The 20,595-nt window shown below is 71.0% G+C and carries 18 protein-coding genes; 17 read left to right on the plus strand and 1 reads right to left on the minus strand.

Annotated features, from left to right (window positions below; translation table 11 throughout):
* Positions 1–11: 11 nt before the first annotated feature.
* Positions 12–671 (minus strand): HAD family hydrolase, encoded by a 660-nt coding sequence (locus ACIPEQ_RS00860; protein WP_402713497.1) that lies wholly within the window; start codon positions 669–671, stop codon positions 12–14.
* Between the two features lie 25 nt (positions 672–696).
* On the opposite strand from ACIPEQ_RS00860, the gene ACIPEQ_RS00865 reads away from it, so the two are divergent.
* From ACIPEQ_RS00865 to ACIPEQ_RS00945, 17 genes are all read left to right on the plus strand, one after another.
* Complete coding sequence (locus ACIPEQ_RS00865; RefSeq protein ID WP_354026393.1) at positions 697–1,371, plus strand: L-threonylcarbamoyladenylate synthase; 675 nt, start codon at positions 697–699, stop codon at positions 1,369–1,371.
* A complete protein-coding gene (locus ACIPEQ_RS00870; RefSeq protein WP_126891404.1) occupies positions 1,368–2,594 on the plus strand; it encodes an MraY family glycosyltransferase in 1,227 nt (408 codons plus the stop codon). The genes ACIPEQ_RS00865 and ACIPEQ_RS00870 overlap by 4 nt, the downstream gene beginning before the upstream one ends.
* On the plus strand, positions 2,591–3,094 hold the full coding sequence (locus ACIPEQ_RS00875; protein ID WP_402713500.1) for a hypothetical protein: 504 nt from the start codon (positions 2,591–2,593) through the stop codon (positions 3,092–3,094). Before ACIPEQ_RS00870 ends, ACIPEQ_RS00875 begins: the two co-directional genes overlap by 4 nt.
* Positions 3,095–3,273: 179 nt before the next feature.
* Positions 3,274–4,059 (plus strand): F0F1 ATP synthase subunit A, encoded by a 786-nt coding sequence (atpB, locus tag ACIPEQ_RS00880; RefSeq protein WP_111226179.1) that lies wholly within the window; start codon positions 3,274–3,276, stop codon positions 4,057–4,059.
* 56 nt (positions 4,060–4,115) lie between these two features.
* On the plus strand, positions 4,116–4,352 hold the full coding sequence (atpE, locus tag ACIPEQ_RS00885) for an ATP synthase F0 subunit C (protein ID WP_027465781.1): 237 nt from the start codon (positions 4,116–4,118) through the stop codon (positions 4,350–4,352).
* A 9-nt stretch (positions 4,353–4,361) separates the two neighbouring features.
* Positions 4,362–4,916 carry a F0F1 ATP synthase subunit B gene (locus ACIPEQ_RS00890; RefSeq protein WP_402713502.1) on the plus strand — a complete coding sequence of 185 codons (555 nt, stop codon included), beginning with the start codon at positions 4,362–4,364 and terminating at the stop codon, positions 4,914–4,916.
* Positions 4,917–4,918: 2 nt separating this feature from the next.
* The gene (locus ACIPEQ_RS00895) at positions 4,919–5,713 is read left to right on the plus strand and encodes a F0F1 ATP synthase subunit delta (protein ID WP_402713503.1); all 795 of its coding nucleotides are present in this window, start codon (positions 4,919–4,921) and stop codon (positions 5,711–5,713) included.
* Between the two features lie 110 nt (positions 5,714–5,823).
* Positions 5,824–7,452 (plus strand): F0F1 ATP synthase subunit alpha, encoded by a 1,629-nt coding sequence (atpA, locus tag ACIPEQ_RS00900; protein WP_402713505.1) that lies wholly within the window; start codon positions 5,824–5,826, stop codon positions 7,450–7,452.
* Complete coding sequence (locus tag ACIPEQ_RS00905; protein ID WP_126891409.1) at positions 7,453–8,355, plus strand: F0F1 ATP synthase subunit gamma; 903 nt, start codon at positions 7,453–7,455, stop codon at positions 8,353–8,355. It begins immediately after the preceding gene.
* Between the two features lie 48 nt (positions 8,356–8,403).
* On the plus strand, positions 8,404–9,858 hold the full coding sequence (atpD, locus tag ACIPEQ_RS00910) for a F0F1 ATP synthase subunit beta (RefSeq protein WP_402713507.1): 1,455 nt from the start codon (positions 8,404–8,406) through the stop codon (positions 9,856–9,858).
* Between the two features lies 1 nt (position 9,859).
* Entirely contained in the window at positions 9,860–10,123 is a 264-nt protein-coding gene (locus tag ACIPEQ_RS00915; RefSeq protein ID WP_058729238.1) for a F0F1 ATP synthase subunit epsilon, read from the plus strand.
* Between the two features lie 5 nt (positions 10,124–10,128).
* Complete coding sequence (locus ACIPEQ_RS00920; RefSeq protein WP_402714194.1) at positions 10,129–10,890, plus strand: YaaA family protein; 762 nt, start codon at positions 10,129–10,131, stop codon at positions 10,888–10,890.
* Positions 10,891–11,011: 121 nt separating this feature from the next.
* Positions 11,012–11,620, plus strand: coding sequence for a hypothetical protein (locus tag ACIPEQ_RS00925; RefSeq protein ID WP_402713509.1), 609 nt, complete (start codon positions 11,012–11,014; stop codon positions 11,618–11,620).
* A 2-nt stretch (positions 11,621–11,622) separates the two neighbouring features.
* Entirely contained in the window at positions 11,623–12,318 is a 696-nt protein-coding gene (locus tag ACIPEQ_RS00930; RefSeq protein WP_402713510.1) for an FHA domain-containing protein, read from the plus strand.
* Between the two features lie 52 nt (positions 12,319–12,370).
* A complete protein-coding gene (locus ACIPEQ_RS00935) occupies positions 12,371–13,192 on the plus strand; it encodes a protein phosphatase 2C domain-containing protein (protein WP_250367194.1) in 822 nt (273 codons plus the stop codon).
* 159 nt (positions 13,193–13,351) lie between these two features.
* The gene (locus ACIPEQ_RS00940; RefSeq protein ID WP_402713512.1) at positions 13,352–14,761 is read left to right on the plus strand and encodes a serine/threonine-protein kinase; all 1,410 of its coding nucleotides are present in this window, start codon (positions 13,352–13,354) and stop codon (positions 14,759–14,761) included.
* Positions 14,758–20,595, plus strand: a complete 5,838-nt coding sequence (locus tag ACIPEQ_RS00945; RefSeq protein ID WP_402713514.1) for an Ig-like domain-containing protein — start codon at positions 14,758–14,760, stop codon at positions 20,593–20,595. The genes ACIPEQ_RS00940 and ACIPEQ_RS00945 overlap by 4 nt, the downstream gene beginning before the upstream one ends.

The following is a 20,595-nucleotide window of genomic DNA, read 5'->3' on the forward strand; positions in this document are numbered from 1 at the left end:
GGCCTGCCGGATCAGACGGTGGCGACCCGCTCCTGGGCCGCGACGAAGGCGAGCACCGCCTCGCGCAGGTCGGTGTGCTCCTCGACCAGGACCGCGTGGATGCCGACACCGCGGGCCGCCTCGACGTTCACCGGCATGTCGTCGGCGAAGAACGTGCGCGCGGCCGGGACGCCGTGGTGGGCGAGGGCTCGGACGAACACCTCGGGCTCGGGCTTGCGCGCCCCGAAGTTGCTGGTCGTGTCGAGGTGGTCGCCGAAGAGCGGGGGCAGCGACGGCGCCCAGCGGCCGATCCACCGGCCGGCGAGCGGACCGTTGTTCGTGAGCAGGCCGACGCGCCCGTGCTCCGACGCGATCCGGACCGCCTCGACGCGCTCGGGCAGTTCCGTCATCGCCGCGCCGCGGATGCGGGCCCAATCGTCCTCGGGCACGGCGCACCCCATCGCCTCGGTGAAGGCGGCGAGGTAGGCGTCCCCGTCGGCGAAGTGTCCCGCCTCGGCGCGGGACTCGTGGCCGCAGTCCCACCAGCGTCGGCGGAGCTCCTCGAAGGAGTGTCCGGTGTACTCGCCCAGGGCCGCCATGCGGACCCGCCAGTCGTAGCGGACGAGCACGTCGTCCATGTCGAAGAGGAACAGGAGTCGGGGCGCGGGCGTCTCGTTCACGATGCCGTCCATTGTGGCGCACTATCATCGTCGAGTCATGGCCTCCCGATACGACTGCACCGACCCCGACGGGCTCCTGACCGGGATGCGGCTCGCACGTGCCGCGCTCGGACGGGGAGAACTCGTCGTCGTCCCGACCGACACCGTGTACGGCGTCGCCGCGGACGCCTTCAGCGCGACCGCCGTCCAGCGCCTGCTCGACGCGAAGGGACGCACCCGCCAGTCGCCGCCCCCGGTGCTCATCCCCGGACCGCCGACGCTCGAGGCGCTGGCCACCGAGATCCCGCAGCAGGTGCGCGACCTCGTCGACGAGTTCTGGCCCGGTGGTCTGACCGTGATCCTGCGCGCGCAGCCGTCGCTCGACTGGGACCTGGGGGAGACCCGCGGGACCGTCGCGCTCCGCATGCCCGACTCGCGCATCGCCCTCGAACTGCTGCAGGAGGTCGGGCCGCTCGCGGTGTCGTCCGCGAACTCGACCGGCGACCCGGCCGCGATGGACGTCGACCAGGCCGAGTCGATGCTCGGCGACAGCGTGTCCGTCTACCTCGACGGGGGGCCCCTCGCGGTGCACCAGGGCTTCGCGGCCTCGACCGGGTCGACGATCGTCGACGCGACCGGCCTGTCGACCGGCGGGAAGCTGACCATCGTCCGGCACGGGGTGATCGCCGACGAGGACATCGTCCGGGTCGTCGGAGCCGACCTCGTCACGTGAAGTACTACCTGCTCGCCGGGGCCATCGCGGCCGTGGTGAGCTTCGTCTGCAGCTGGGCCGTCTGGAAGCTCGGTCTGCGCTACGGCTGGTACCCGAAGGTCCGCGAGCGTGACGTGCACCGCACGCCCACCCCGCGGCTCGGCGGGATCGCGATGTACCTCGGCGTGATCGTGTCGCTGCTGGCGGCGTGGTTCCTGTTCCCGTCGATCGCGGGCACCGACTACTTCCGACTGGTCTTCTCGGAGCCCGGGCGCGTGATCGCGGTGCTCGCGGGCGCCACGATCATCGTGGTGCTCGGGGTCGCGGACGACATCTGGGACCTCGACTGGATGACGAAGCTCGCCGGGCAGATCATCGCCGCGGGCATCCTGGCCTGGCAGGGCGTCGCGATCGTGTCCCTGCCGATCGGCAACACGCTCGGGGTCGGGTCGTCCTACATGAGCCTGATCTTCACCGTGCTCGCGGTGGTGCTCGTGATGAACGCGGTGAACTTCATCGACGGACTGGACGGCCTGGTCGCCGGCGTCGCGATCATCGCCGGCGGGGTGTTCTTCCTCTACACGTTCTTCATCAACCGGGTGGTCGTGCAGACGGAGTTCTTCTTCAACCTGCCGTCGTTGCTCACGGCGGTCCTGGTCGGTGCCTGCTGCGGCTTCCTCGTCCTCAACTGGCACCCGGCGAAGCTCTTCATGGGCGACGCGGGTGCGCTGCTCGTCGGGTTCCTGATGGCCACGAGCGCCGTCTCCGTCACCGGCAACATCGACCCCGCGGTGATCTCGACACGCCAGGCCCTGCTGCCGGCGTTCATCCCGATCCTGCTGCCCTTCGCGATCCTGATCGTGCCGATCCTCGACTTCGGGCTCGCCGTCACCCGGCGGCTCAGCGCGGGCAAGTCGCCGTTCTCGGCCGACCGGAAGCACCTGCACCACCGCCTGCTCGACATGGGGCACTCGCACTTCCACGCGGTGCTGATCTTCTACGCGTGGACCGCCACCGTGGCCGTGGGATGCCTGCTGTTCCTGTTCGTCGAGTGGTACTGGGTGGTCACCGTCGTCGCCGTGGGCTTCACGGTCTGCGCGATCGCCACCTTCGCCCCGCTCGGCCGGAAGCGCGCCGAGTTCGCCGCGCAGGCGGCCACCCGCTCGAACACCGTCGTCGACGCCAGCCTCGATCCGCTCGACCGCGCCGCCAACGACCGAACCATCCCGGGAGACCCCTCGTGACCGCACCGAACGCCCTCGACCACGTCCGGCCGGTGTTCCGCCGGATCCTCCTCTGGGCGGGCGTCCTCGCGGTCGCCCTGGCCGTCGTCGGGGGAGTCGTCGGACTCGTCGTCGCGGGGACGCCCGGACTCCTCGGGGGCCTGCTCGGCGCCGTGCTCAGCGTGGTGTTCCTCGGCCTCACCGCGGTCTCGGTGCTGGTGGCGCTGCGGGTGTCGAAGGGACAGATGATCTCCGGTGCCTTCTTCGGCATCGTGATGGGGACCTGGATCCTGAAGTTCGTGCTCTTCCTGGTCGTCCTCATCGCGCTGCGCGACCGTGCGTGGCTGGACTTCCCCGTGCTGGCGGTGGTCATCATCGTGGGTGTCGTCGGCTCGCTCGTGATCGACGTCGTCGCGGTCGCGAAGGCCCGCATCCCGATCGGTGTCTCCCTGCCCGGCGACGACGGTGGATCCGCGTCCGGCGGCTCCGCCACCGCTGGGAACGACACCCCCCGCCCCTGAGAGCCCGAGAAGCCTCTCGCACCTGATAGGCTTCTCGAAGTCCGCGTCCGGAGCCTCGCTCGGAGCGGACGAGCCTCCACAAAGTCCACCATCGCGTGCCGTGTGTGCGCGCGCCGACACAGGAGACAGCGCTGCTATCCCACGCTCTTCCCCTGTCCCTCACCGCCGCGGCCAACACCGTGGCGGCGGGGAGCAGCAAGGCCGCCGAATTCCATGGTCCGTCGATCAACGAGTTCTTCCCGGACCCGATCTTCTTCGCCGGGACCCCGATCGAGATGGACCGCATCGTCCTCATCCGCTTGTTCGCGGTGGCCGTGCTGCTCGTCTTCGCGTTCGTCGGGACGCGCGCGCTGAAGCTGGTCCCGAACCGCGGACAGGCCTTCATCGAGTACGCGTTCGACGTCGTCCGCCGCAACACCTTCGACAACCTCGGTGAGAAGGACGGCAAGCGCTTCCTGCCGCTCCTGGCCACCATCTTCTTCGGTGTGCTCTTCATGAACCTGACGGGTCTGATCCCGTTCATGAACATCGCCGGTACCAGCCGCATCGCGATGCCGATGATCCTCGCGATCGTCGCCTACGTCGCGTTCATCTACGCGGGTCTGCGCAAGCACCCGGGCACGTTCCTCCGCAACGCGCTCTTCCCGCCCGGCGTGCCGTGGTACCTCTACATCATCGTGACGCCGATCGAGCTCGTCTCGACCTTCGTGCTCCGTCCGGTGACGCTGACGCTGCGACTCCTCATGAACATGGTCGTGGGTCACCTCCTCCTGGTGCTCTTCTTCTCGGCCACCTGGTTCTTCTTCTTCGACGCCGAGAGCCTCTTCAAGCTCTTCGGTGTCGGGACCCTGGCGTTCGGCATCGCGTTCAGCTTCTTCGAGATCCTCGTCGCGCTGCTGCAGGCGTACGTCTTCATGCTGCTGACCGCTGTGTACATCCAGCTCGCGCTGGCTGACGAGCACTGACCTACTGACCCCCATACGGCACGACATCCGTCGGGCCGCACTCGAAAGGAAAACACGTGGACGCAACGACCGTTCTCGCGGAGATCAACGGCAACATCGCAACGGTTGGCTACGGCCTCGCCGCGATCGGTCCGGCCATCGGCGTGGGCATCGTCGTCGGCAAGACGATCGAGTCCGTCGCTCGCCAGCCGGAGCTCCAGGGCCGTCTGACGACCCTCATGTACATCGGTATCGCCTTCACGGAGGCCCTGGCCTTCATCGGTATCGCGACGTACTTCATCTTCACCAACTAAGGCTTCTCGATGCAGACTGCACTCATCATCGCGGCGGAGGAGACCCACAATCCGCTGATCCCACCGGTGTACGACATCGTGTGGTCCGCGGTGGCCTTCGTCATCATCTTCCTCGTGATGTGGCGCGTCGTGACGCCGCGCATCACGAAGATGCTCGATGAGCGCACCGAGGCCATCGAGGGTGGCATCAAGAAGGCGGAGGCCGCTCAGGAGCAGGCCGCCGCTGCACTCGACGAGTACAACAAGCAGCTCGCGGACGCGCGTGCCGAGGCCTCGCGCATCCGTGAGCAGGCCCGTGCCGACGCGACCGCGATCGGCAACGAGGTCCGCGAGCAGGCGCAGGCCGATGCAGCACGCATCACCGCCAACGCCCAGGCGCAGATCGAGGCCGAGCGGCAGAGCGCGCTCCAGTCGCTGCGGAGCGAGGTGGGCACCCTCGCCCTCGACCTCGCGTCCGGTGTGATCGGGGAGTCCCTCAAGGACGACCAGAAGTCGGCTGCGGTCGTCGACCGCTTCCTCGCCGACCTCGAGGCGTCCCAGGGCCAGACGCCCGGGGAGCGCTGAGCATGCGGAGCGCCACCCGGTCCGCACTCTCGTCCACGCGAGCGGTCCTCGCTGACCTCGGCGGGTCTGTCGACCTCGCCGCGGGCATCGAGATCCTCGCCGCCGGACGTGCGATCGCCGGTGCGCCCCAGCTGCTCGGGCTGCTCGCCGACCCCACGGCGGACGTCGTCGGCAAGAAGTCGGTCGTCGACCGGGTCTTCGCCGGACAGTCCGAGGCAACGCGTGCGGTCCTGACCGCGGTGGCCGGCTCGCGCTGGTCCTCGCCGCAGGACCTGCTCGCCGGCATCGAGGACGCGGGCATCCGCGCCGTCGCCGGCACCGCGTCGTCGGAGACGTCGATCGAGGCCGAGCTCTTCTCCTTCGAGACGGCCGTCCGTTCGGACGCCGCGCTCGAGCTGGCGCTGGGCACCAAGCTCGGCAGCCCGTCGGAGAAGGGCGCGCTCGTGCAGCGACTCGTCGGGGCCAAGGTCTCGCCGCAGACGACCGCGATCCTGGAGCACCTCGTGCAGCAGCCCCGTGGCCGCCGCATCGGTGAGATCGTCCGCGATGCCTCGCGCATCGTGGCCGACCAGGCCGGCAAGGTCGTCGCGACGGTCATCACGGCCGCCCCGCTCTCCGACGGCCAGGCGGCTCGGGTCGCCCGCGGCATCGCGGAGCGCTACGGCAAGGACGTCAGCGTGAACCAGGTCGTCGACCCCGCGGTCGTCGGCGGGGTCCGCGTGCAGGTCGGTGGCGACGTCATCGACGGCACGGTGTCCACGCGCCTGTCGGAGCTCCGGCTCCAGCTGGCCGGCTGAGCGTACGGTCGAAGCCGACTCCTCCAAGTCCACAACGGGAACTGTCCCTCGCCGGGGCAGCATCACCCTCTCGGAGCCGAAGGGCCCCGGAAACCAACAAGGAAAATCCCATGGCAGACATCACCATCAGCCCCGATGAGATCCGTGATGCCCTGAAGGACTTCGTCTCGAACTACGAGCCGACGAAGGCCTCCACGGCCGAGGTCGGGCACGTCACCGACGCCGGTGACGGCATCGCGCACGTCGAGGGCCTCCCCGGCGTCATGGCGAACGAGCTCATCCGCTTCGAGGACGGGACCCTCGGTCTCGCGCAGAACCTCGACGAGGACGAGATCGGCGCCATCGTGCTCGGCGAGTTCGGCGGCATCGAAGAGGGCCAGGAAGTCACCCGCACCGGCGAGGTCCTCTCGGCCCCCGTCGGCGACGGCTTCCTCGGTCGCGTCGTCGACCCGCTCGGCAACCCGATCGACGGTCTCGGCGAGATCCAGGCCGAGGGCCGCCGTGCCCTCGAGCTCCAGGCTCCGGGCGTCATGTCCCGCAAGTCGGTCCACGAGCCGCTCCAGACCGGCATCAAGGCCATCGACGCGATGATCCCCGTCGGCCGCGGTCAGCGTCAGCTGATCATCGGCGACCGCCAGACCGGCAAGACGGCCATCGCGATCGACACGATCATCAACCAGAAGGCCAACTGGGAGTCGGGCGACGAGGACAAGCAGGTCCGCTGCATCTACGTCGCGATCGGCCAGAAGGGCTCCACGATCGCCTCCGTCAAGGGTGCGCTCGAGGACGCCGGTGCGATGGAGTACACCACCATCGTCGCCGCCCCGGCCTCCGACCCGGCCGGCTTCAAGTACCTCGCCCCCTACACCGGTTCGGCCATCGGCCAGCACTGGATGTACGGCGGCAAGCACGTCCTGATCATCTTCGACGACCTGTCGAAGCAGGCCGAGGCCTACCGTGCGGTGTCGCTCCTCCTGCGTCGTCCGCCGGGCCGCGAGGCCTACCCGGGTGACGTCTTCTACCTGCACTCCCGTCTGCTGGAGCGTTGCGCGAAGCTGTCCGACGACCTCGGCGCCGGTTCGATGACGGGTCTCCCGATCATCGAGACCAAGGCGAACGACGTCTCGGCGTACATCCCGACCAACGTGATCTCGATCACCGACGGCCAGATCTTCCTGCAGTCGGACCTGTTCAACGCGAACCAGCGTCCGGCCGTCGACGTGGGCATCTCGGTGTCCCGCGTGGGTGGTGACGCACAGGTCAAGTCGATCAAGAAGGTCTCCGGCACGCTCAAGCTCGAGCTCGCGCAGTACCGCTCGCTCGAGGCGTTCGCGATGTTCGCGTCCGACCTCGACCAGGCGTCGCGTCGTCAGCTCGACCGCGGTGCCCGCCTGACCGAGCTCCTCAAGCAGCCGCAGTACTCGCCGTACCCGGTCGAGGAGCAGGTCGTCTCCATCTGGGCCGGCACGAACGGCAAGCTCGACGAGGTGCCCGTCCCCGACGTGCTCCGCTTCGAGGCCGAGCTGCTCGAGCACCTGCGCCGCAACTCCGACGTGCTCACCACGCTCCGCGAGACCAACCAGCTCAGCGACGACACCGTCGCCGCGATGGACCGCGAGATCGACGCGTTCAAGAAGGGCTTCCAGACGAGCGACGGCAAGACGCTCGGCTCGGAGCAGTTCGACGCGGCGGACGCCGAGGACGTCGACCAGGAGCAGATCGTCAAGGGTCGTCGCTAGATGGCAGCACAGGTCCGGGTCTACCGACAGCGCATCAAGTCGGCGAAGACCACGAAGAAGGTCACTCGCGCGATGGAGCTGATCTCGGCGTCGCGGATCCAGAAGGCGCAGGCTCGCATGGCCGCGTCCGGCCCGTACTCGCGGGCCGTGACGCGGGCGGTGTCGGCCGTGGCGACGTTCTCGAACGTCGACCACGTGCTGACCACGGAGCCCGAGTCGTCGACGCGTGCCGCGGTCGTGCTGTTCACGTCGGACCGCGGTCTGAACGGCGCGTTCAGCACCAACGTCCTCAAGCAGGGCGAGGAGCTCGCCTCCTTGCTCCGCAGCGAGGGCAAGGAGGTCGTGTTCTACCTCGTCGGCCGCAAGTCGGTCGGGTACTTCGCGTTCCGCGAGCGTCCGTCCGAGCGGCAGTGGATCGGTGGGACCGACCAGCCGGAGTTCTCGACCGCCAAGGAGATCGGCGACGCCGTCGTCTCGAAGTTCCTCCAGGACACGGCGGAGGGCGGCGTGGACGAGATCCACATCGTCTTCAACCGGTTCATCAGCCTGGCGACCCAGGAGCCGCAGGTCGTGCGCCTGCTCCCGCTCGAGGTCGTCGATGGTGTGGAGGAGCCGTCCGACGGTGAGCCCCTGCCGCTGTACGAGTTCGAGCCCGACGCCGACGCCGTCCTCGACGCGCTGCTCCCGGTCTACATCGAGAGCCGCATCTTCAACGCCATGCTGCAGTCGGCTGCCTCCGAGCACGCCGCCCGCCAGAAGGCGATGAAGTCCGCGAGCGACAACGCCGACTCGCTCATCAACGAGTTCACCCGGCTCGCGAACAACGCGCGTCAGGCCGAGATCACCCAGCAGATCTCCGAGATCGTCGGCGGCGCCGACGCCCTCTCGTCGAAGAAGAAGTAGTCCGCGAACGTTCGCGGACAGACACCACCCCTCAGGAAGGCACACGCCATGACCGACACCGCCACCACCGCGGTCGAGACGTCGTCGGCGCCCGGTGTCGGACGGATCGCCCGTGTCACGGGTCCCGTCGTCGACATCGAGTTCCCGCACGACGCCATCCCCGACATCTACAGCCTGCTGTTCACGACCGTCACCATCGGTGACTCGTCGCAGGAGATCGGCCTCGAGGTCGCGCAGCACCTCGGCGACGACCTGGTCCGCGCCATCTCGCTGAAGCCGACCGACGGTCTCGTCCGCGGTCAGGAGGTCCGTGACTCGGGCGCCCCGATCTCGGTCCCCGTCGGCGACGTCACCAAGGGCAAGGTCTTCGACGTGCTCGGCAACGTGCTGAACACCGACGAGAAGCTCGAGATCACCGAGCGCTGGCCCATCCACCGCAAGGCCCCGGCCTTCGACCAGCTCGAGTCGAAGACCTCCATGTTCGAGACCGGCATCAAGTCGATCGACCTCCTCACCCCGTACGTGCAGGGTGGCAAGATCGGCCTCTTCGGTGGTGCGGGCGTCGGCAAGACGGTCCTCATCCAGGAGATGATCCAGCGCGTCGCGCAGGACCACGGTGGTGTGTCGGTGTTCGCCGGTGTCGGCGAGCGCACCCGTGAGGGCAACGACCTCATCGGCGAGATGGAAGAGGCGGGTGTCTTCGACAAGACCGCCCTCGTGTTCGGCCAGATGGACGAGCCGCCGGGAACGCGTCTGCGCGTGGCCCTGTCGGCGCTGACGATGGCGGAGTACTTCCGCGACGTCCAGAAGCAGGACGTGCTCCTCTTCATCGACAACATCTTCCGCTTCACGCAGGCCGGATCCGAGGTCTCCACGCTGCTCGGCCGCATGCCGTCCGCGGTGGGCTACCAGCCGAACCTCGCCGACGAGATGGGTGTGCTCCAGGAGCGCATCACCTCGACGCGCGGTCACTCGATCACCTCGCTGCAGGCGATCTACGTCCCGGCCGACGACTACACCGACCCGGCGCCGGCGACCACGTTCGCGCACCTCGACGCCACGACCGAGCTCTCCCGTGAGATCGCGTCGCAGGGTCTGTACCCGGCCATCGACCCGCTGACCTCCACGTCGCGGATCATGGACCCCCGGTACCTGGGCGCCGACCACTACGAGACCGCGACGCGCGTCAAGCAGATCCTGCAGAAGAACAAGGAGCTGCAGGAGATCATCGCGATCCTCGGTGTCGACGAGCTCTCCGAAGAGGACAAGATCACGGTCGAGCGCGCTCGTCGTATCCAGCAGTTCCTCTCGCAGAACACCTACATGGCCAAGAAGTTCACGGGTGTCGAGGGTTCGACGGTCCCGCTCAAGGACACCATCGAGTCCTTCCGCGCGATCGCCGACGGTGAGTTCGACCACGTGGCCACGCAGGCCTTCTTCAACGTCGGTGGCATCAACGACGTCGAAGAGAAGTGGGCGCAGATCCAGAAGGAGAACCGCTGACATGGCGGCACTCACCGTGAGCGTCGTCTCGGCGGACCGTGAGGTCTGGACGGGCGACGCCACCATGGTCGTCGCACGGACGACGGAGGGCCAGATCGGCATCCTCGCGGGGCACGAGCCGCTGCTCGCCACCCTCGCGCAGGGCCAGGTCCGCATCACCCGGGCCGACGGCTCGACGGTGACGGCGGACGCCGAGGACGGCTTCCTGTCGGTCGAGCACGACACGGTCACGATCGTGGCGCGGCAGGCCGCGCTGGCGTCCTGACCGGACTGACCGTCCTCCTCCCGCCGTCCGAGACGAAGCGGGAGGGCGGGGACCCGGCACGCACCCTCGACCTGGGTGCGCTGTCCTTCCCGGAACTGTCCGACGAGCGGGCCGCGGTGATCACCGCGGCCCGCTCCGTCAGTTCCGAGGAGTCCACGGCACGGACGGCTCTGAAGCTCGGCCCGAGGTCGGTGGCCGAGCGCCTCCGCAACCTCGAGCTCGACACCGCGCCGACGCTGCCGGCGATCGAGCGGTACACGGGTGTGCTCTACGACCCGCTCGACGCCCCCGGGGCGGACGACGCGACGCGGCGGTGGTGGTCGGACCACGTCGTGGTGCAGTCCGCGATGTTCGGCCCGATCGGAGCTGGCGACCGGATCCCCGCCTACCGGCTCTCGCACGACGCGAAGCTGGGCGCGCTGCGACTCGCGAAGCACTGGCCCGGACCGTCGGCCGGTGCGCTCGGTCAGCGCGCCGACGGTCTCGTGCTCGACCTGCGTTCCGAGGGCTACCGTGCCCTCGGGCCGGTGCGCGACGCGGTCACGCTCCGTGTGGTGAGCGTCGACGACGGCGGACGCCGCAGGGCGCTCAACCACTGGAACAAGACCGCGAAGGGGCGGCTGGCCGCGCTCCTCGGGCGGACCGGTGCCGAGGTCGGCGACACGGCGGGTCTGCTGCGGTGGGCGGCTGCGCACGGCGTGGAGATCGAGCGCACGGACGAGGGCTGGGACCTGGTGGCGGAGAGCCTCGCGGGCGCGCGGGTCTGAGTCGCGGTCGGTCGCTGATCGGTGCCGGTCGGTCCTGCACAGCGGTGGTCGAGGGTGGCGCCGTCCACAGGCGGTGCGGACAAGCCGGCCTGGAGGCGCTGCTCCCGTCACGATCTCGTGCATGACCTCCACGAGACACCGACACCAGCCCACCCAGCTGCGCTACCCGCGGGAGATCGCAGCCGCGGTCACCCTGCGCGCCGCCTGCGCCGCCCTCGTCGCTCCGTCGTCGGACGGCGATGCGGTCGCGGGAGATGCGCTCGCGCGTCCGCAGGCGGTCGCGGTCGTGACGGCCTGCGGCGCACTCGCGACCCGCTTCGCGATGGTCGGCTTCCTCGCCGCCCGCGGTCGTCCGGACCCCCGGGCGGTCGTCCCGTTCGACCCGTTCCGCGACCCCACCCCGCCGGTGCTCGGCGGGTCGGGCCCGGAGCCGGACCGCGCGCGAGTCCGGCTCGCCGGCGATCGGTGCGCCGCTGCCTGGCGGACGTGGCGTACCGACGGCGCGGTCGGGGGCGACGTGGCGGTCGGAGCGGCGGGCGCGCTCGCCCTGGGTGCATGGTGCGCCTGGGCGCTCGGATCGTCCGCGCGGGCCGAGGTCCGGGCGCGGCACGCCCTGGACACGCGTCCGGACGACCCCTTCGGGTGGTTGGTCCTCCGCGCCGTCCGCTCCGGCCACGGACCAGCGTGGGGAACGCCCACGGGGTCGACCGGATCGTCTACGGTGGGATGACCATGGAGCGGGAACCGGTGCACGACGACGACACGGTGGTCCGTGCGCGTCCCGGCACCGGACCCACAGGGTCGGTCGCACCCGACGTCCGACCGACGGGCAGCGGGCCGGCCGCCGACCCGTCCGAGGTCCTCGACGAGGACCCGTACGGAGCGACGGTGATCCGGCCGGCCCGCGGGGTCCGTTCGGCCACCGGACCTGCCGAGGACGACACGGTGCTCCGCGTCCGGCCCGGCGGCCCGGGTCCAGCGCCGGAGCGAGCGTCGCCGGTCGTGGCACCACCGCATCCGGACGACGGCTCGATCCGTCGGCGGACCCCGTCCGTGCGCATCGGCGGCCGGGTCGTCCGGCTCGACCGGCCGCTGGTGGTGGGCCGTCGACCTGCTGCGCCACGCGTCGTCCTCGACGTCGGTCCGGTCCTCGTGCCCGTGCCGTCGCCGAGTGGTCAGGTGTCGTCGTCGCACGTGCTCCTGCACGCCGCCGGGGAGGCCGCCGTGGTCGAGGACCTCCGGTCCACGAACGGCACCGTCGTCAGGCCCCCGGGCGGCGCGCCGTTCCGGATGGCCGCGGGTGCGTCGATCGTCGTCCTGACGGGTACGCTCGTCGAGATCGGTGACGGCAACGTCATCGAGGTCCTGTCGCCGCACCTCCGGGTCGGTCCGGACGACGGCCTCCCACCGTTCCCGCCGGCCCCGTGACGGACCGACCGTCCGGCACGCCCCTCCATCCCCAGAGAGCGATCCTGAAACCGTGACCGAACTCGGCCGAGCTGCCACCGAGCACGCCATCGACGTCCCCGGCGCAGCCGGCACCCCCCTGACGCTCTCCTGGGGAGCAGCGACCGACGTCGGCCGACGTCGCGACCACAACGAGGACAGCTACCTCGTCGGTGCTCCTTTCTTCGTCGTCGCCGACGGCATGGGCGGGCACCTGGCGGGTGACCGGGCGAGCGACGCGGTCGTCCGGCGACTCGACCAGGTGACGACCGGCGAGTTCACGAGCCGTCAGGACATCCAGCGAGCGCTGCTGCTCGCCACGGCCGACATCGAGCGGGCGGCGGGTGGCAACGCCCTCGGTGCCGGCACCACCGTGACCGGCGTGGCGCTCGTCGCGACCCACGGACAGCCGGCGGCGCTCGTGTTCAACGTCGGCGACTCCCGCACCTACCGGATCGAGTCCGGCGCACTGCGGCGGGTGACCGTCGACCACTCGGTCGTGCAGGAGATGGTCGACGCCGGGCTGCTCCGGGCGGAGGACGCCGAACAGCACCCGGACAGCAACGTCATCACGCGGGCGGTCGGCTTCGGGGAGCCGCCGGAGCCCGACTGGTGGACGCTGCCGCTGCGCGCGGGCGACCGCTACGTGGTGTGCTCCGACGGGCTCACGAAGGAACTCGGCGACGTCGGCATCGCCCGGATCGCGGCGCGGGTGCCGACGGCACAGGCACTGGCCGAGCGGCTGGTCGGGGACGCAGTCGTCGCCGGCGGACGCGACAACGTCACGGTCGTGGTCGTGCAGGTCGACGGTGCGCCCGAGGACCCGGACGTCGAGGACACGCTGCCGCGACACTGAGCGCGCTCGACCACGGTCGTCGTGCCCCCCGAAGTGGGGGACGGGTGTCGTCCACAGGGGAGCCAGCGGGTCCCGGGTGGTGAACCCGCTTTCGTAGAATGACCTGGCCGCGAGGAACGCCGAGGGCCGGCCGGGGGGCCGGGGAAGGGAACGACGCCGATGGCTCGACGCCTGCCGTCCGACCCGCCCGTCATCGCCGGCTTCAGCCCCGTCCACGTCCTGGGCTCCGGTGGCTTCGCGGACGTGTTCCTCTACGAGCAGGACATGCCCCGTCGGCAGGTCGCGGTGAAGGTGCTCCTCGACGAGGTCGTCGACGAGCGCGTCCGGCAGATGTTCCAGGCCGAGGCGAACCTGATGGCGCGGCTCAGCACGCACCCCTCGATCCTCACGGTCCTCCAGGCGAGCATCGCGTCCGACGGTCGGCCGTACCTGGTGATGGAGCTCTGCTCGTCGTCGCTCAGCCAGCGCTACCGCCGCGAACCGCTCCCCGTGTCCGAGGTCCTGGCCGTCGGCGTGCGCATCGGGTCGGCGCTCGAGACGGCGCACCGCGAGGGCGTGCTCCACCGCGACGTGAAGCCCTCCAACATCCTGCGCACCGCGTACGGCGCACCCGTCCTGTCGGACTTCGGCATCGCCGCCACGATCGGCAGTGCCGACCCGGACGAGCCGGTGGGCATGTCGATCCCGTGGTCCGCACCCGAGGTACTGGGCGACGAGTCGCGCGGCACCGTGCAGTCCGAGGTCTACTCGCTCGCGGCAACCGTGTACTCGCTGCTCGCGGGGCGCAGCCCCTTCGAGGTCCCCGGGGGGAAGAACTCCGCGGCGGACCTGATGGACCGGATCGACCGGGGCGGGGTGAAGCCGACCGGCCGGCCCGACGTCCCGCCGTCGCTCGAGCGCCTGCTCGCGACGGCGATGTCCCGGCGGGTGTCCGCGCGCCCCGCGACCGTGATGGAGTTCGTCCGCGGACTCCAACAGGTCGAGGCGGAGCTCGGGATCCCGCAGACCCCCGCAGAAGTCGCCGTCGAGTCGTGGGCGGTGGCGACCCCGTCCTCCGACGCAGACCGGACGGTCGTGCGGGAACTGCAGCCGCCGTCCCGGGTCGGTGCCCGGCGACGCACGCGTCGTGCCGTCCAGGGCGGAGCCTCGTCGGGCCTCCAGAGCGTGGGGACGGTCCACCGCACCGGCTCGGCCACCGTCGCGCGCCGCCGGGGTCGCTCGACCGTCCTGGTGGCCGGCTCGGCGGGCGTCCTCGTGGTCGCGGCCCTCGCCGTCGTGAGCGTCCTGCTCGTCTCGCGCGCGGGGACGGCATCGATCCCGACGGTGCGCGACGTCACTGCGCGCGCCGGTGCCGACTCCGTGTCGTTCAGCTGGGCCGACCCCGGTCTGCGCGCCGGTGACACCTACGTCATCACGTCGTCCGGTGCGACGAGCCAGCAGACCGGCAACACCTTCGTCGTCTCCGGTGGGGCGGGGGCCGAGCAGTGCATCACGGTCGCCGTGAACCGTGACGGCAAGACGGGCGCCGCGAGCCCCGAGCAGTGCGGGACGATCGGGAGCACCGGGTGATCCGGGCGCTCCTGGCCAAGCACCGGTCGGCGGCCGTGACGATCGGCGCGTCGGTCGTCGTCGGTGCCGTGGTGGCGACCGCGGCCGTCGTGTCGACCGGGTACCACACGCAGCGCCTCGACCTCGGCGACGGCACCGTGTGGGTGCCGTCCGCGCAGTACGGCGCCGTCGGACGCGCGAACACCGGGGTCCTGGCGCTCAACACCGCCGTCGAGACCCCGAGCGACGACCTCTCGGTCGTGCAGCGCGGGGCAGAGGTGTACAGCGTCGACGGGACGAAGGGGACCGTCGCGAAGGTCGACGTCGCCGACGCGACGGTGGGTGACGCCGTGACCCTCCCCGCAGGATCGCCGCAGGTGTTCTTCGCCGGTGACACGGCCGTGGTCGGGAACGGTGAGACTGGTGCGCTCTGGGCGACCCCGGCGGCCGAGCTGTCCGACCTCGACGCCTCGACCGAGCCCGACCTGACCCTCGGCGCGGACGCCGTCTTCGACGCCTCCGACCGCCGGGTCGCCGTCTACTCGCCACGCACCGGACGGGCGTCCCTCGTCGACGTCGGGTCCGACCTGACCGTCGAGCGGCGCTGGGACGTGCGCTTCGACCGCTCGCACGAGTTCCAGGTGGCGTCCTTCGGCGACCACGTCGCCGTCCTCGACCGGACCGACGGCCGCCTCTCCGTCGACGGGGACACCGTCGACCTCGGGGACCGTGTCGGGGGAGCCCCCGCGCTGCAGCGGTCGTCCGACTCGTCGTCCTCGGTCGTGGTCGCCGGCACGTCGGGCCTCGTGCGGGTGTCGGCGTCCGGCCAGGTGGACCGGACGCCGCTCGCGGTCTCCGGTCGAGCGGCTCGTCCGACCGTGGTCGGCTCGTGCACCTACGCCGCGTGGGCGGGCGGGCAGGCCATGGACTCCTGCCGGGGCAGCGGGCTGCAGCGACTGGCGCAGTCCGCCGACGCCGACGACCTGCAGATCGTGCACAACGGCGACACCGTCGTGGCGAACGACCCGCGCAGCGGGCGGTCCTGGGCGATCGGCCGCAGCGGACAGCTCATCGACAACTGGGCCGACCTGGTCGACCAGGACGACGAGCGGCAGCAGGAACGGGTGTCGGACGACGACCCCCAGGTGGACAAGGACCAGAAGCCGCCGGTGGCCGTGGACGACGACCTCGGCGCACGTCCCGGCCGGACGACGAGCCTGCCGGTCCTCCTCAACGACTACGACCCGAACGGCGACCCCCTCGTCATCAGCGAGGTCGGCAGCATCCCCGACGGACAGGGCAGCGTCGCCGTGGTCGGCGACGGGCAACGGCTCCAGGTCACGCTCACCACGGCGGCGAGCGGGTCCCTGTCCTTCCCGTACACGATCACCGACGGCAACGGCGGGTCCGCCACCGCGACCGTGCGCGTGACCGTGCGCCCCGAGTCGGAGAACGAGCCGCCGCGGCAGGTGCGCAGCACCTCCGCCGACGTCGTGCAGAACGGGCACGTCGTGACGGACGTGCTGTCGGACTGGGTCGACCCCGACGGCGACCCGGTCTACCTGGAGTCGGCCTCGGCCGACGGCGACCGGGTGTCCACCACCCCGGACGGCACGCTCGACTTCCGCAACGCGAGCGGACGAACCGGTGACCGAGCCGTGCAGCTCGTCGTGAGCGACGGCCGCGACCGCGGGCGCGGGTCGATGACCGTCCGTGTCGCAGCGCAGGGGAACGTGCCGCTGCGCGCCGACGCCTTCGCGGTGCAGGGCTACGCCGGCAAGGCGTTCACGGTGCAACCGCTCGACCACGTCCGGGGTGGCAACGGCACCGTCACGCTCACCAGCGTCTCCTCGTCGAACGGACTGACCGTCACCCCCTCCTACGACGCGGGCACGTTCCGCGTCCAGGGAGCCGGCGCGGGGGACCACCAGCTCGAGTACACGGTCACCGACGGGACGAAGACCGCGAGCGGTGTCGTGCGCGTCACCGTGCTCGCGCCGCCGGACGCCTCCACGCCGCCGATCACGACGCCCAAGACGGTGTTCGTCACGACGCTCTCGACGAAGGACACCGACGTCACCGCGACGGACACCGACCCGGCAGGCGGCGTCCTCATGGTCACCGCGCTCGACGGACCCGACCGCGGCAGCGGCGTGCGCGCCAGCATCCTCGACCAGCACGTCGTCCGGGTCACCCTGACCGCGCCCCTCGACGGACCGGTGACCTTCGGCTACACGGAGTCGAACGGTCTCGCCAGCGCCAGTGGGACGATCACCGTCGTCGAGATCCCTCGGCCCGACCGGATCCAACCGCCCGTCGCGCAGTCGGACTCCGCCACCGTGCGGGTCGGCGACGTCGCCGAGATCGACGTCCTGGCGAACGACACCCAGCCCGAGGGCGAGCCGCTGACGCTCGACCCGCAGCTCGTGCAGAACGTGCCGGGTGACGGCGGACTGCTCTTCGTGTCGGGCGACCGGCTGCGGTACCTGGCGCCGCAGACGCCCGGCAACCACACGGCGGTCTACCGCGTCCGCGGGCCGGACGGGCAGTACGCCGACGCGACCGTGTCGATCTCCGTGCGCGAGCGCGACGCCGCGACGAACAACCCGCCGGTCCCCGAGACCGTGACCGCGCGCGCCGTCGCGGGACAGGCGGTGCGCATCACCGTGCCGCTGAACGGCATCGACCCCGACGGGGACTCGGTGCAGCTCGTCGGCGTCGCCGACAACCCCGAGAAGGGCTCGGTGAGCGACGTCACCGCGGACGCGCTGACGTACGACGCGGGGGACTACTCCTCCGGTACCGACGAGTTCACCTACACCGTCGTCGACGCGCTCGGTGCCCGGGCGACGGGGACGGTCCGGGTCGGCATCAGCCCCCGTGCGGAGCAGGCCACGAACCCGGTGGCCGAGGCCGACCACGTGACCATCCGTCCCGGTGGGTCCGTCACCGTCCGGGTCCTCCAGAACGACTCCGACCCCGAGGGCGGCCAGCTGACCGTCACCGCCGTCGAGCCGACCGCGGCGGGCGTCACGGCGAAGGTGCTCCAGCGCAGCCAGGTGCGGGTCACGCCACCCCGGTCGGCGACCGAGGGCGACTTCGCGGTGCTCTACACGGTCGCCAACGCGAGCGGAGGGTCGAGCACCGCCTTCCTGACCGTGACGGTCGACCGCGACGCCCCGCCGCTCCGCCCCGAGGTCGAGGACACGACGCTCGACCTGCAGGACATCCTGCGCCGCGAGAGCGTCACCGTCGACGTGCTGCAGAACGTCTTCTTCGCCGAGGGCTCGACGTCGCGGCTCGAGGTCGGCGTGGTCGAGGGCTACGGCGACACCGCACGCGTCACGGCCGACCGTCGGCTCACGATCCGGCTGACGGACGCGTCGCAGGTGGTGCCGTTCTCGGTCGCCCGGAGCGACCACCCCGACGTGGTCGCGTACGGCTTCGTGCACGTCCCCGGGTTCGACGACGCCCTGCCGCAGGTCGACCGCAGCGCGGGCGCCGTGACCGTGAAGAGCGAGTCGACCGTGCGCATCCCGCTCGACCGGTACGTGGTGACGGCGAACGGGCGGACCGCGCAGATCACCGACCGCGGCACCGTGAAGGCGACGCACGCCGACGGACAGGACCTCGTCGTCGACCGGTCGACGCTGCAGTTCACCTCCTCGAAGCTCTACTACGGCAACGCGTCGATCTCGTTCGAGGTCACCGACGGTTCGAGTGCGAACGGCGGCAAGGGTCGTGTCGCGACGCTCGTGCTCCCGATCAAGGTCACGCCGCGGTCGAACCAACCACCCGCGTTCACCGGGTCCTCGATCGACATGCAGCCGGGTGACTCCCGCACGCTCGACCTGACGAAGCTGACGGACTACCCGTACCCGGACGACCTCGGCGAGCTGCGCTACTCGGTCGTGAGTCGTCCGGGCTCCGGCACCACCGCGACCGTGCAGGGCCAGCAGCTCCGGGTCTCGGTGGCCGAGGACGCGCCGAAGGACACGACGGCGGACATCGGCATCGGGGTGTCGGACGAGGCCAACCCCGGCCGTGCCGGCGTCGTCCGGGTCGGCATCGTCGGGTCGACCAGACCGCTCGTGCAGCCGGGAGCGGACCGGGCCGTCGTCGCACGTGGGACGAGCGCGACGATCGACGTGCTGTCGAACGACCAGGCGACGAACCCCTTCCCGGACCAGCGGCTGCGGGTGGTCGCGATCCGCGGGCTCTCGGGCGGCCTCCCGGCCGGGGTGAGCGTCACGCCCAGCGCCGACCGCTCCCGGCTGCAGGTCTCCGTGGCCGGAGGAGCCCAGCCCGTCGACGCGCACCTGCAGTACCAGGTCGCCGATGCGACGAACGACCCGTCCCGGTACGTCTGGGGCGACGTGACCATCGCCGTGCAGGACGTCCCCGACGCCCCGGGGGCCCCGACCCGGACCGGCAGCTTCCAGGGTGGCCAGCTGACGTTGACGTGGGCGACACCGCAGGCGAACAACGCGCCGATCACGGGTTACCGGCTCCAGGGCACGAACGGCGTCGCGAAGGACTGCGGCACCGCGACGGTCTGCACCCTCACGGGCATCGACCCGTCCGCGTCGTACCGCTTCTCCGTCGTCGCACGGAACGCGGTCGGCGATTCGCAGGCCTCGCCGCTGTCCGCCCCGATGAGTGCCGACTTCGTCCCGGCGGCGCCGAAGGGCGTCCGGGTCACGCCGAGCAGCACCACCCCTGGCCAGCTCGACGTCACGTGGGACGTCGTCGGCACGCCGAACGGTGGATCGCCGGTGTCGAACTACGTCGTCTCGGTCCAGGGGCCCGGCCTGTCCACGACGAAGAACGCCGGCACCGCGACGAGCACGTCCTTCCCGAACGCGCAGGGTGGCGCCGAGTACACCGTGCGGGTGTCCCCGCGGAACGCTGCGGACCGCGACGGCAGCCCCGTGCAGTGGAACGAGACCTCGGCCACCGGGTCGGCCGTCGGCGCTCCAGGCACGCCCGACCTCACGGCCACCGGACAGCCCGACGGCTCGACGACCGCCGTCTCCCTCAGCGCGTCCGAGACCGACTGGGCGGGTGGCACGCCCAGCTGGCGCATCGCGAAGTACGGTCCGCAGACACCGATCCCGTCGGGCTGCTCGACGACCGGAGCCGAGCGGGTCTTCACCGGGTCGACGGCGACCGACCGCATCTCGAGCCAGTACCGCTACGTCGCCCTCGCGGACAACGGGCTCTTCTGCACGGCGTCGCAGCCGGCCAGCGTGCAGGGCTACCAGGCGCCCGATGCGCCGACCGGCACGGTCGAGCGCGCTCCGCAACCCGGCACCGACGGCACGGTCGACCTCACGGCGACGGCGCAGACGTCCGCGCCGTACCTGTACTACTCCGTCGGCGGCGGCCAGCCCGTGCGCTTCAGCGGCACCGCCTCGCTGGGGGCGGGGGCAGGCTACGGACTCGAGACGAGCGTGGTGTTCACCGCGTGTGCGGCGGAGAGCCAGTACTGCACCTCGAGCGCCGCGAAGACAGAGACCGCGTTCACCACCCGTGCGTCCATTGCGAGCGCCGTCGTCGGACAGGCGCCGGTCATCAACCCGCCGGACAACAACGGACGTCTTCTGCCGAAGCAGAGTGACTACGAGATCTCCTACTGCAACCTCGCGGTGGTCTGCTCCGGTACGAACCCGAAGACCAACGCGCCTTGGACCACGAGCGACCAGGTTCCGAGCGGCTACACGTCCATCCTGGTGAAGGCGACCGTGAACGGCCAGCAGGACCGGACCGGAGCGCGCGCGGCTGTGACGAGCCCGTCCACCGGCACCACCGACCCGCCGTCCGGCACCCAGCCGAGCGACCCCGCCGCAGGCTAG

It is taken from the genome of Curtobacterium sp. NPDC087080 (assembly GCF_044745105.1).
GTDB lineage: Bacteria > Actinomycetota > Actinomycetes > Actinomycetales > Microbacteriaceae > Curtobacterium.

Bases quoted from the DNA above. Each gene is read 5' to 3' on its own strand.
- ACIPEQ_RS00940 (WP_402713512.1), top strand. From the start codon at position 13,352: ATGGCTCGACGCCTGCCGTCCGACCCGCCCGTCATCGCCGGCTTCAGC.
- ACIPEQ_RS00915 (WP_058729238.1), top strand. From the start codon at position 9,860: ATGGCGGCACTCACCGTGAGCGTCGTCTCGGCGGACCGTGAGGTCTGG.
- atpD (WP_402713507.1), top strand. From the start codon at position 8,404: ATGACCGACACCGCCACCACCGCGGTCGAGACGTCGTCGGCGCCCGGT.
- ACIPEQ_RS00890 (WP_402713502.1), top strand. From the start codon at position 4,362: ATGCAGACTGCACTCATCATCGCGGCGGAGGAGACCCACAATCCGCTG.
- ACIPEQ_RS00895 (WP_402713503.1), top strand. From the start codon at position 4,919: ATGCGGAGCGCCACCCGGTCCGCACTCTCGTCCACGCGAGCGGTCCTC.
- ACIPEQ_RS00865 (WP_354026393.1), top strand. From the start codon at position 697: ATGGCCTCCCGATACGACTGCACCGACCCCGACGGGCTCCTGACCGGG.
- ACIPEQ_RS00925 (WP_402713509.1), top strand. From the start codon at position 11,012: ATGACCTCCACGAGACACCGACACCAGCCCACCCAGCTGCGCTACCCG.
- atpA (WP_402713505.1), top strand. From the start codon at position 5,824: ATGGCAGACATCACCATCAGCCCCGATGAGATCCGTGATGCCCTGAAG.
- ACIPEQ_RS00860 (WP_402713497.1), bottom strand. From the start codon at position 671: ATGGACGGCATCGTGAACGAGACGCCCGCGCCCCGACTCCTGTTCCTC.
- ACIPEQ_RS00930 (WP_402713510.1), top strand. From the start codon at position 11,623: ATGGAGCGGGAACCGGTGCACGACGACGACACGGTGGTCCGTGCGCGT.
- ACIPEQ_RS00905 (WP_126891409.1), top strand. From the start codon at position 7,453: ATGGCAGCACAGGTCCGGGTCTACCGACAGCGCATCAAGTCGGCGAAG.